Origin of the sequence: Sporosarcina sp. P13, from assembly GCF_002743055.1 — a bacterium.
Classification (GTDB): domain Bacteria; phylum Bacillota; class Bacilli; order Bacillales_A; family Planococcaceae; genus Sporosarcina.
In genome coordinates this window covers 39767-51718 of record NZ_PDYM01000013.1, presented here as the reverse complement: position 1 = coordinate 51718, position 11952 = coordinate 39767, and the positions used below count along the sequence as shown (strand labels likewise).

Here is an 11952-nt window from a genome sequence, read left to right as displayed (position 1 = left end):
ACGGTCATGTGAAAAACCCTTTATTTCTGATGAAATTTAACAGTACATTCTATGTATACTTTCTGTTACTGACACCATCCTATTCATTGGAGGTGGCAAACAAATGAACAAAATGGCAATGACAGCTGTAGGACTTGGCGCGCTATATTTAATGCGCAACAAAGAGTCGCGGGAAAAACTCATGGGGCAAATCAATCAATTTGCAGGAATGAAAAGTACACCGTAATGCCGATCATTTGTTGAACACACCAAAAAACCGGAACCTCTAAGGTTTCCGGTTTTTCTTATGGAGTATCTTCCCCGCCGGATGATACTAAATATGTCTTGGCTCTTCACGTGCAATCCGTCCTTCAATTACTTCAACAATTATTCTGCTGTTTTTATCTTTTTGAAAGTGGGTACATATATAGTAACTACTATAAATGGAGGCGATCTCATGGATCACAAAGATCATGGAACAGAGGATAAATTAAAAGGTCTAGGTAATAAAATCAAAGGTAGCGTTAAAGATGTCGTGGGCGATGTAACGGATAACACAAAGCTACAAGTTGAAGGTAAACTTGACAAAGCAAAAGGTGAAGTCCAACAAAAACTCGGTAAAGCGAAAGAGCACTTCAGCGATACAGAAGCCCAAGACAATCATTTATAATTAAAATATTCAAGCCAGCGTAAACTGGTAGGCCCTTCCATTAAAAAAAAACAGGATCATCCACTAAGTGGGCGATCCTGCTTTTTTATAAGTTATTTCCACCGATTCGTGGACTATTCGGAATCGGGTTACCTACTTCTTCGTTGGACTCCCCTTCCAAACTTTCTCCACTATCCGTTTGTTGGACCGCACTGTCATGTGGGTCGACAGTATTCGCACGCTCTTCATCGGTCAGATGATCGACAAATAGCGCGATGCCGCCTTCCTCAAGGTCATTAAAGAACGTTTTCGCTTCTTGCTTGGAAAAACCCATCTTGATAAAAATAGTCAGCATTCCATCTTTGTTATTAAATAATCTACGGTTATGATCCAAAACTGACCCCTTTTGGATACCAATCAACTTTATTTCTGAATCGCTTTCTAAAACCTTTAGGTCATCCTGCACATTCGATACTACACACATATGACGTTTTTGATACCCTCGCGCTTCAAGTTCCGTTATCTTATAAAGAACATTATCGACCGAATGAAAAGTACCCATATACTGTTTATCTGACATTCCCACACCTCCTTCAGCTACCGCTATGTTTTACTACTACCCACTGATGCTCTTTTTCACACATATATCAAGACGAAAAGTCTTCCGTGTATAGTTTGTTCCTTACTGCACAATCTACGGGTATCAAGTGAAAAGGAGTGTTGTGGATTGGAAATGAAAAACAAAGTGGAATCAGAAATCTCAAAAATTGGTGAAGAGAAAAAGGATCAGATCTTGCAGAACTTTAATAATTTTAAGGGCTATCTTGCAGATAAAGTGGAAAAAGGTGAGAACCTGGGACTTAGCGATGAACAGCTTGCGAAAACAACCGAATTCATTGCGAATTATTTATCTCGTCATGAAGAACCAAGAAATCGTGAGCAATATTTATTGCAAGAATTATGGGATTCGGGTTCTAAAGAAGAACAACATTCTCTTGCACATATGTTATTAAAGATGGTTCGCCAAGCATAATAGGAGGCGATGAAGAATGACATTTAGTGATAATACTCATCAAGAGATTAATTCTGATACGTATCGATTAATTCAAACACACCCCGAGAATTTGCAGACCAATACGGTTAGTTTGTTCGATTTGCATGAAGATATGCAGACTGTCGACTCCATTTCACTGCCTGATCAACGGCACGACCTCAAAAAAGAAAAACACAACCACTCCCCACGTTATAGCAGCGGTAAACCGTCCACCGATTACGGTGCCCCTAGATAGTTTTACAAAAAAAAGTCGTACAGTGTCCCATTCACTGTACGGCTTTTCCTCATTTTTGTACGATGGTTGTCGATATTTCCCGGGAAATGCTATTTTATTCCCCGTCATCAGCCACGTATTTTCCATGATATACTATTATCCGATGGGAACGGAGGTTAAACGATGAAAGCATGGATGTATCCACTACTCGTTGTCCTTGGGGCAGCTAGTTACGGTATTTTATCAACCATAATTAAGCTCGCGATTCAAGATGGTTTCACGGCATCCGAAGCCGTGACGAGCCAATATTATACAGGTTTTCTTTTAGCATTTATTATTTACATATTGGCAAGACGCGGGATGCCTAAATTTCGAGGCAGCTTTCCTGTCTTACTTGCCGGCCTATTCACCGCTATTACAGGAACAATGTACGGAAAATCCGTCGAATACATGCCCGCTTCACTAGCTGTCGTCTTACTATTTCAATTCACTTGGATTGGCATGCTGTATGAGTGTGTAGCAACTAGACGTTTACCAAAGAAATCAGAAGTCGTTTCGCTGATATTTTTATTCAGCGGAACGATTTTAGCTGCAGGTTTAATCGACGCAGATATTAGCGGAATCCCTTGGCAAGGCTGGGCGTGGGGATTAGCCGCAGCATTCAGTTTCGCAGCCTTCCTCACGGCCAATCAAAAGCCAGTAGCCGGAATGGATGTTGTGACACGGTTGTTCCTTATGTCATTTTACGCTTCCATCGCTATTACATTTTTCCAGTCTCCTGAAATTGTCTGGAATGGAAAACTAGTGGAAGGCTTATGGCTGTATGGTGCAACTCTAGGCGTCTTTGGCATCGTTCTACCAATTTTTCTATTTTCAGTAGGTGTTCCAAAAGTTGGCGCTGGCATGTCATCCATTTTGAGTGCTGTAGAACTTCCAGTCGCCATCATCGCGTCCATGCTGTTGCTTGGCGAACGACTAACCATATTACAATTCATCGGTATTCTACTCGTCCTGTTCGGCATGACATTGCCAGCGATGTTGCAGAGATTTTCTTTGAGGACTAGACGGAGATTAAAGAAAAGTGGTAGTTAGGAATTCAGTAAGTTCTAGACACATCAATCCGCTTCTGTATGTAAAGAAGTGATCCATCACTGTACTCACTGCGGCGCTGGCGGATGGCTCCCGCTTGTAAGGCGCCTTCGTTTAGTGAGGGGGAGTAAGTGGCATTGCACGTTGAAGTTAGTAAGAGATTCGGTGACTACTTTACATTTCATAACGCTTCGGCATACAGAGAAGTGCTCATCACTGTACTCACTTCGGCGCTGGCGGATGGCTCCCGCAATAAGCCAGATAGGAAGGGCGCCTATCCGTCTTATTGCTCCGCCTACCGCTTGTAAGGCGCCTTCGTTTTGTGAGTGGAAGTAAGTGGCATAGTACTTTAAAGTCTAAAAGTGAGTTTACTATGTACCAAAGCCTACTAAAACTACACTGTACTCAAAAAGCGAAGGCACAACTGCGGGGTCAGCCGAAGCCATGAGACAACTAGCGCGATCTTTGCTAGCTGGCTCATGGCGGGAGGCAATCCCCCACGTGCCGAAGCGATGATAGATAGCTGACCTTTACTAACATCAGAAACGAAAAAGAGTCGTGCAACCACACAACACAAAATGTTTTTCCTATGTACCAAAGCCTACTAAAACTACACTGTACTCAAAAAGCGAAGGCACAACTGCGGGGTCGGCCGAAGCCGGGAGACAACTAGCGCGATCTTCGCTAGCTGGCTCATGGCGGGAGGCAATCCCCCACGTGCCGAAGCGATGATAGGAAACTAACCTACACTCACTTCAGTACCGTAAAAAAGTCGCGCAACGCCCCAAAACAAACTGGTTTTCCTATGTACAGAAACCCACTCAATCTACATTGTACTCAATAGCGCAGGCACAACTGCGGGGTCAGCCGAAGCCATGAGACAACTAGCACGATCTTCGCTAGCTGGCTCATGGCGGGAGGCAATCCCCCACGTGCCGAAGCGATGATAGAAAGCCGACCTTTACTAACATCAGAAACGAAAAAGAGTCGTGCAACCACACAACACAAAATGTTTTTCCTATGTACCAAAGACTACTAAAACTACACTGTACTCAAAAAGCGAAGGCACAACTGCGGGGTCAGCCGAAACAAAGAGACAACTAGCGTGAACTTCCGCTAGCTGGCTCTTTGTGGGAGGCAATCACCCACGTGCCGAAGCGATGATAGGAAACCGAACTTCTTTAACTCTTCACCCAATTAGCTCCTTATAATGTATGTAAAAACGCTGTTAAATCGTGTTGGTTCTCAGGCGTTACGCCATGCCCATCAGGATACGTCTTAAACGTTACATTCGCGCCTAACGACTCAAAATACTCTTTACTTTCCACACCTGACTGTGATGGGATCACGTAGTCATAGTCTCCATGTGAAATGAATACATGTTGCTTTTCAACCGATTGCTTCACATACTGACTTTTGACAAATTCAGGCATATAACCACTTAACGCTACGACGCCATGAAGTGATGGGATCAACGTTAAACCAAGTGTTTGTGCTAGCACAGCCCCTTGACTGAATCCAACTACAGTCAGACGCGCAGAATCCAAATCATATACATGAACCGCTTCACGAATGAATGATTGGATGTAGACAAGAACTTTATCAAAAATTGCACGGTCGGGTTTACCTTCTTCTTCAATTGTAAAAAAAGCATAACCTGGCGGCTGTACGATTGGGCCACGTAGACTAAATATATGATGTGTAGCCGTAAAGTCTTGAACTAGATTCGGCAAGTCCCCTTCATGACTCCCCATACCATGAAGTAAAAATAGTGCTGGCTGCTTCCCTGTACCTGTTGTCGGTGCAGTGTGCTTAAACGTAAATGGTGATTGCATAACCTTTCTCCCCTTTTCTCTTCTATGATTCTATAGTTTACCATACAAAAAGAGTAGCAAAAAGCTACCCTTTATCACTCTACTATATAGCCGTCACGCATCGTAATAATACGATCTGCATACGGCAACATCTCTTCATCATGCGTCACCATCAAAGTTGTTAGATTCAACGTTCTTGTCAGTTCCTGAAGCAACTCCATCACGCCTTTTGAACGTTTTGTATCAAGACTCGCTGTCGGTTCATCCGCAAAGAGGACTTTCGGACGATGAATAATTGCGCGGGCAATCGCCACACGCTGACGCTCCCCTCCTGATAAAGATGAAGGATAGGCATCTTTACGATGATTCATATCGACTAGCTCCAAGATCTCCTCTATAGCTTTTGATTGTTCTTTTTTGTTGAATTTCGTTTCCGCCACATCAAGCATCAACTGTAATTGCTCTTCTACTGTCAAGAAAGGCACTAAATGAGAAGACTGAAAAACGAAACCGAAATCGGTTGCACGTATTTGCCGAATCTCTTCTTGACTCATCTTCGTCATGTCTTTCCCTTCGAATAAAATTTCTCCGCCAGACGCTCTTTGCAAGCCCGCAGCAATTGTTAAGATTGTCGACTTACCGGAACCTGATGGACCGACAAGCGCTGTGATCTCTCCTTCTTTCAACTTCAAATTGACGCCTTTCAAAATTTCCTCTTCGATTTCTCCATTAGAAAACGTTTTTTTCACTTCATCAATAGTAAAGGTAGCCATATTACATCTCTCCTTGCTGAATCGCTTGAAGCGGTTCAATTTTTTTAATTTGGAAACCTGAAATAGTAGCACCGATAAAACCAACGATTATAAATACTGCTGATAATGGAAGAACCGTTTCCATCGTTAAGTGGAAAGGCATGCCTTCAGGTGCGACGAAACTGAAGACTTGGCTCAGTGCAATGGAAAGCGCCAGCGAGATAAGCGTAATGATCATCATCTGATACCAAATCATCTTGAATAGTGACATCGTCTTCATTCCGATAGCTTTCAATATCCCATACAAACCAATTTTCTGGACGTTCATCATATAGAAGAAAATCGCAAACAACATACCGCTAATAATGACTAGGAACCAGACAATCATATTCAGTGACATTTGCTCTGCACTATAGCTTGGTATAGCGTTTAGGAACTCTTTATTTGAAAATGAGTCAAGTGCGCTAAGTGTTGGCGTCTCTTTACCTGGGATAAAAATCGCTTGCATTTCCATCACACGATAGATTTCTTGGTAATTCGTCATGTTAATGAACGCAACAGGTGCATGACTGTATTTCTGTTGATCGACAAACCCTGTAACTACGAATTCACCACTGAATTGATTGTTTGTCAGAACATCACCGACTTCTAGACCTTCTTCTTTAAGCGAGCTATCTAAAATGATCTCGCCTTCTTTGACGGTCGGGAACAGTTGCGATTCCGTTGATGTCACGAAAGCAATACTATGCTGTTTGTCTTCCGCGTCATTGACGAAGCCCATCTGAACGGAGAATGCTGTTGCGTTGGGGTAGTCTATAAGTATTTGTTTCTGCATTCCTTCATCTATTTTTGATAAGTTATACGTTTGGTTTGCATCTTTATTCAAGTAAAACTCACCAGTAGGTAAATCTTTGATAAGGGCTGCGTTGTCTTGGGATAGTCCGTTTGCCAATCCAGAAATAATGAATGTTAGTAAACTGACGAGGAATATGATCGAGCCGAGTATTAGAAATTTTGCTTTGCTTTTCTTCATTTCTTTCCATGCGATCTTCATATCTTCCGCCTCCATGTTTTTTCTTGATATGTTTAGTTTAGTTTGTGAAGATTAACGGAGGATGAACTGGGTATTACAATATGTAAGGTAATGATTTTCTATCGGGCTAGCAATGTATTAGTATTGGGTATACGAAGGGGTGATGGAATGATTCGTTTTGAGGGAGTTTCGAAAAGTTATGATATGGAACGTTTAGTAGTAGAGTCAGTGGATTTGGACATCAAAAGTGGAGAGTTTCTTGTGTTGGTCGGGCCGAGCGGTTGTGGGAAAACGACGACACTGAAGATGATTAATCGATTAATTCCGTTGACTAAAGGCACAATCTGGCTGGATGGGAAGCGAATTAGTGATTATCAGATTGATGAGCTTCGGTGGCAAATCGGCTATGTCTTGCAGCAAATTGCACTGTTTCCTCATATGACGATTGAAGAGAATATTGCCGTCGTTCCGGAACTTGTTGGCTGGAAGAAGAAACGGATTCGCGAGCGTGTAACGGAATTACTTGAGATGGTCGGGCTCGATCCAGCTGTTTATCGCCACCGTAAGCCAAATGAATTATCTGGTGGGCAGCAACAACGGGTCGGTGTTGTACGCGCATTGGCCGCGGATCCAGAAATTTTATTGATGGACGAGCCATTTAGCGCGCTCGATCCAATTAGTCGTGTGAAATTACAAGATGATTTATTGGAGCTACAACGTAGAATCCAAAAGACAATCGTATTTGTCACGCATGACTTGCAAGAAGCATTTAAATTAGGTGACCGTGTCTGTATTATGAATGAAGGAAAAATTGAACAAGTCGCAACCCCTCAGGAAATCATGACTAATCCAGCTTCACCTTTTGTACAGGAGTTTACTGCTACCGCAGCGGCACATTCGTTTTCTATTGAAGATCACTTGGAGCCGATACCAGATGGTTATTTACCTTCTTTCGCAATTTCAATCCACAGCGGCTGGGGTCCCCTAGTTCAATTACTGGCTTCTTCTGAAAAAATCGCGGTTGAGAAAAATGGTGAGGTTGTCGGATTTATTACGCGTGAGGGCGTTCTTCGTTTTTTAGCAGAGCAATCACTGGAAGGAACGATGCCGAATGAATAATTTCTTAGAGGTTTTTCAAGATCGACGTGGCCAGTTGCTTAGTGCACTTATAGAACATATTCAAATTTCATTAATTGCATTATTGTTTGCGGTACTAATTGCCATTCCATTAGGGATTTATTTGACAAATCGGCGCAAGATAGCGGAATCTGTCATCGGTGCTAGTGCAGTTTTGCAGACGATTCCTTCACTCGCTTTGCTAGGTCTTTTAATTCCCCTATTTGGAATTGGTAAAGTGCCAGCGATTATTGCGTTGGTCGCGTATGCGTTGCTTCCTATTTTACGTAATACATATACAGGCATAAAAGAAGTGGACCCTTCATTGAAAGAAGCAGCTACCGCGATGGGAATGAATACGTGGAAACGATTAGCAAAGGTAGAACTACCGCTTGCAATGCCTGTCATGATGGCTGGGATTCGGACATCTATGGTACTCATCATCGGAACCGCCACACTCGCTGCATTGATTGGTGCGGGTGGTCTAGGAGATTTGATATTACTAGGGATTGATCGCAATAATCCTTCACTCATTATACTTGGTGCAGTTCCAGCTGCGTTGCTTGCACTATTCTTTGACTTCTTATTAAAGATATTCGAAGGACTTTCATTCAGAAAGGCTATTACTGCCTTCACCGTTTTCGTCATCGTAGCTGTACTAATGATTGCCGCTCCTTTACTTGGCGGGAAGTCAAAAGATCATTTAGTAATCGGCGCGAAACTAGGTGCAGAACCCGAACTTCTTATTAATATGTACAAATTGCTAATAGAAGATCAAACCGATTTGACTGTCGAATTAAAACCGGGACTTGGTAAAACTTCATTCGTTTTCAATGCTTTACAATCTGGAAGCATTGATCTGTACCCTGAATTCACAGGCACAGCGATATCAGAGTTTCTTAAGGAAGAAGCCGTTAGTAACGATCGTGGCGAAGTATACGAGCAGGCACGAAAAGGCTTAGAGGAAACATTTGATTTAGCATTATTAACCCCCATGTCTTTTAACAATACGTATACACTCGCTGTCTCGAAGACATTCCAAGAGAAATACGGGCTGAAGACGATATCCGATCTAGGTTCGGTGGTGCCCGCCGTAAATGCAGGCTTTACATTGGAATTCAATGATCGCGAAGATGGTTATCTCGGCATCCAAAAGCTATACGATATCACGTTCCCTTCCGTTAAGACGATGGAACCTAAGTTGCGCTACCAAGCGATCGAGTCAGGTGAAATCAATCTTATGGACGCCTATTCAACAGACAGCGAACTTCGTGAATATGACATGACGGTGCTCGTGGATGATAAGGAACTATTCCCTCCATATCAAGGTGCTCCTCTAGTACGAAAAGAAACATTGAAGAAGTATCCTGAGCTCGTAGATACGCTTAATACACTTGCGGGACTCGTTACGGATGACGAGATGCGTGAAATGAATTACCTAGTGAATGCAGAAGGTAAAAATGCGAGTGAAGTAGCAGAAGCATTCTTACGGGAGCAGAACTTATTGGAGCAAAAGTAATTGCAATAGCATATAAGAATGGGTGTCTCCTGAAGGATCAGCGTGAGATCCTGAAATGGAACGTTAAGGAAGCGACTCAGGCAAACACCCTCGAGAAAGCGGTCCTTTCTGTTGTAAGAGCAATCGATAAGTACGGCGTTTTCTTTAAATCCCGGGCCATTACCCTAGATTTACTTTCACACAACTATTAAAAACAGTCCCCCACAGATTATATTCTGCAGGGGACTGCTTTGTATTTACTCTATTAATCCATCCAAGGAACTTCGATCATTGTACGGCCGATCCACTCGCGTAATATTTCATTCGTCGGTCCCATAATAGCACCTGCACGTCCGTCACGCACGAACTTCTCTACCTGGCCTGTCATATAGCCACGGCCGCCCGAAACTTGCAACGCTACATTCGTTACATCAATGACCATATCCGCTGCATGTGTTTTCAGTTGCCATAATGGATACAAGCACTCTGATAATTCTCTTCCTTCTTTATTGCAACGATCCATCGCTTCCGATGTACGATACAACATACTACGCGCACTATCGATTTTGATCTGCGCTTTAGCCAGTTCGTGGCGAATGACTTGATAATCCGCTACAGATGAACCTGTATCCGCATGGACTCTTCGTTTCGCACCATTCGTCGCCATATTCAGCGCACCTTGCGCAATGCCGACCCAGCAAGCAGCTGAACCTAACAGGAATAATGGATCGATTGTGTTGTCGTTGAAATAACCCATGCCGCCTTCACCGCCGATGCGATTGTCGAACGATACGTGCACATCTTTGAAGTTCATCGGTCCGCTAGCGTTTCCACGTAAGCCCATTGCGTCGAACGGGAATGCTTCCACACCTTCTTGGTCATTTTCCACTAATAAGAACATTAAGTTATCTGGATCTCTCGTTTCAGGTGAAGTTGTAGCAACTAAGTAAAAGTCCGCTTCTCCTCCACTAGTAACAAATGACTTTTCAGCGTATAGCAAATAACCGTTCGCACGTCTCTCTGCTTCACTGCCGACATTCCAGAAGTGTCCACCTGTTGCTTTTTCACTGAATGCCAAGCCACCGACATGTCCTGCACGTAAGCGTGGAAGTAATCGCTGACGCTGTTCTTCTGTTCCTGCTTCATAAATTGTATGAGCTGTTGTCATATGCATGACCCAACACATTGTTGTAGACGGGCAATACTGCGCAAAACTTTCCGAAAGAACCGCGAATGCTGTGAATCCATTTTCAAGACCACCCGCCTTAACTGGGATGGTAACAGCCGAATAGCCAGCTTTCGCAACTTCACGTAAACTTTCACGCGGATATTTTCTCTGTTGATCTGAAATGAGTGCACGCGGCAGAAGCACTTTTTCTCCTAATGCATGTGCAGCTTTCTGTAATTCTTCATGCCCTTCTGGACAAGTCCACCACTCGGGAATTTGCATAATTCCTTGTTGTTGTTCTTCTTTTTCCATCATAGCGACTTTTACCAAAACTACCACTCCATTTTATCATTTGCCAAGGCTTTAGTAAGTTACCAAGCCGGCAGTACTCTATCCAGTCTATCACGTTTTATAAAATAGTAAAGTTTGTGTTGAAAAAACAATTATTATTTCACTTTATTTTCAAGTTGTTTTTAATTATTTTTTATAATTAATATATGTATTAAGGGTGAAGTTACACATTGTACTATGGCGCTTATTCATTAGATATAATATCAATTTTCTTTGCTCCAAACTGAGTTGGATCGAAATCTAATTGACTACCATCCCAATGAAACACCACATATGCATCTTCAATTATTTTTACATACTCTTCTGCTGTTACGTCGTAGTAGGCGCCATGTTTTTCCAAACTCGGTTCACTGGATATTTCGGTACTTCAACCGACAATCATTAAAGCCCACACAATGATGATATTCGCGATAGATACGACTTTTATTATCTTCATAAATATCCCCTCCTATTTTATAAATAGGCGTTCTTTTATACTAATAGTTACATCTTCCTTTATTTGAAAAATAAAAAAGTCCGGACAACAAGTGTACTTGTTGTCCGAACCTTACGTTTTATTAATCCTGCAAATATTCCTTCACTGCCTGCGAAACTGTCTTACCTTCCGCACGCCCAGCTACTTCTTTCATCACAGTACCGATCGCCTGGCCCATTGGCGTATCTTTTGCGACGCCTAGTGACGCGATCAATGCCTTCACTTCGTCCACATTCATCTGCTTCGGCAAATACGATTCAACGATGACGATCTTTGCTTTTTCAGCTTCTACGATATCTTCACGGTTCGCCTTTTGACCTTCTTCGAGTGACTGTTTCGTCTGCTTCAGTTCACGCTGGACGATTTTGATCTCCTCTTCTGGCGTCAACTCACGTTTCAATTCTAGCTCTTCATTTTGTAGACCGGCACGCAATAAATTAATGACACCTTTCTTCATTGTATCTTTTTCCTTCATTGCGGTTTTGATATCTGCCATCAAACGGCTTTTCAACTCTGACATCGAGATCCCTCATTTCTAAAGTGTTATTACTAGTATACAAAAAAACCATGCAATCAGTCGCGTTTTTTCACTTCATGTGGCATTAGGAATGAATTAATCAAAGGTCAATAAGTGGTCGCGAGCACATTTCCTCTTTATTGACGAAACGATTGGACTGGTTTACACTTTTTACTAAGTAACTCCTTACGATAGCATAAGGTCACGGACCCCTTATCTACCCAAGGAGTTTTTCGACATGTA

14 protein-coding genes are annotated in these 11952 nt (G+C 42.5%); 7 read left to right on the top strand and 7 right to left on the bottom strand.

The features are described 5' to 3' along the window. The first annotated feature begins 103 nt into the window (after positions 1–103). On the top strand, positions 104–226 hold the full coding sequence (locus CSV79_RS17290) for a hypothetical protein (protein ID WP_255407429.1): 123 nt from the start codon (positions 104–106) through the stop codon (positions 224–226). 210 nt (positions 227–436) lie between these two features. Next, entirely contained in the window at positions 437–649 is a 213-nt protein-coding gene (locus tag CSV79_RS08220; RefSeq protein WP_099688561.1) for a CsbD family protein, read from the top strand. Between the two features lie 85 nt (positions 650–734). Here the strand turns inward: CSV79_RS08220 and CSV79_RS08215 are convergent, their stop codons facing one another. After that, a complete protein-coding gene (locus CSV79_RS08215; protein WP_099688560.1) occupies positions 735–1208 on the bottom strand; it encodes a general stress protein in 474 nt (157 codons plus the stop codon). 153 nt (positions 1209–1361) lie between these two features. On the opposite strand from CSV79_RS08215, the gene CSV79_RS08210 reads away from it, so the two are divergent. From CSV79_RS08210 to CSV79_RS08200, 3 genes are all read left to right on the top strand, one after another. Next, positions 1362–1661 (top strand): DUF3243 domain-containing protein, encoded by a 300-nt coding sequence (locus tag CSV79_RS08210; protein ID WP_099688585.1) that lies wholly within the window; start codon positions 1362–1364, stop codon positions 1659–1661. Positions 1662–1677: 16 nt separating this feature from the next. Next, positions 1678–1917, top strand: coding sequence for a hypothetical protein (locus CSV79_RS08205; RefSeq protein WP_099688559.1), 240 nt, complete (start codon positions 1678–1680; stop codon positions 1915–1917). A gap of 162 nt (positions 1918–2079) precedes the next feature. Beyond that, on the top strand, positions 2080–2988 hold the full coding sequence (locus CSV79_RS08200) for an EamA family transporter (protein WP_099688558.1): 909 nt from the start codon (positions 2080–2082) through the stop codon (positions 2986–2988). Between the two features lie 1202 nt (positions 2989–4190). On the opposite strand, the gene CSV79_RS08195 is transcribed toward CSV79_RS08200, so the two are convergent. The 3 genes from CSV79_RS08195 to CSV79_RS08185 form a co-directional block, all read right to left on the bottom strand. Continuing rightward, positions 4191–4820 (bottom strand): alpha/beta hydrolase, encoded by a 630-nt coding sequence (locus CSV79_RS08195; protein ID WP_099688557.1) that lies wholly within the window; start codon positions 4818–4820, stop codon positions 4191–4193. Between the two features lie 74 nt (positions 4821–4894). After that, a complete protein-coding gene (locus CSV79_RS08190) occupies positions 4895–5572 on the bottom strand; it encodes an ABC transporter ATP-binding protein (protein ID WP_099688556.1) in 678 nt (225 codons plus the stop codon). Position 5573: 1 nt separating this feature from the next. Then, positions 5574–6605, bottom strand: a complete 1032-nt coding sequence (locus tag CSV79_RS08185; protein ID WP_099688555.1) for an ABC transporter permease — start codon at positions 6603–6605, stop codon at positions 5574–5576. A 147-nt stretch (positions 6606–6752) separates the two neighbouring features. Between CSV79_RS08185 and CSV79_RS08180 the strand changes: the two genes are divergently transcribed. Together CSV79_RS08180 and CSV79_RS08175 are read left to right on the top strand one after the other, a co-directional pair. After that, a complete protein-coding gene (locus tag CSV79_RS08180) occupies positions 6753–7703 on the top strand; it encodes an ABC transporter ATP-binding protein (RefSeq protein ID WP_099688554.1) in 951 nt (316 codons plus the stop codon). Next, positions 7696–9219, top strand: coding sequence for an ABC transporter permease/substrate-binding protein (locus tag CSV79_RS08175; protein ID WP_099688553.1), 1524 nt, complete (start codon positions 7696–7698; stop codon positions 9217–9219). Before CSV79_RS08180 ends, CSV79_RS08175 begins: the two co-directional genes overlap by 8 nt. A gap of 244 nt (positions 9220–9463) precedes the next feature. Here the strand turns inward: CSV79_RS08175 and CSV79_RS08170 are convergent, their stop codons facing one another. From CSV79_RS08170 to CSV79_RS08165, 3 genes are all read right to left on the bottom strand, one after another. Next, on the bottom strand, positions 9464–10696 hold the full coding sequence (locus CSV79_RS08170) for an acyl-CoA dehydrogenase family protein (protein WP_233201404.1): 1233 nt from the start codon (positions 10694–10696) through the stop codon (positions 9464–9466). Positions 10697–10901: 205 nt separating this feature from the next. Further along, entirely contained in the window at positions 10902–11057 is a 156-nt protein-coding gene (locus CSV79_RS16795) for a hypothetical protein (RefSeq protein WP_158232496.1), read from the bottom strand. A 217-nt stretch (positions 11058–11274) separates the two neighbouring features. Continuing rightward, a complete protein-coding gene (locus tag CSV79_RS08165) occupies positions 11275–11712 on the bottom strand; it encodes a GatB/YqeY domain-containing protein (protein ID WP_099688552.1) in 438 nt (145 codons plus the stop codon). Positions 11713–11952 lie beyond the last annotated feature (240 nt).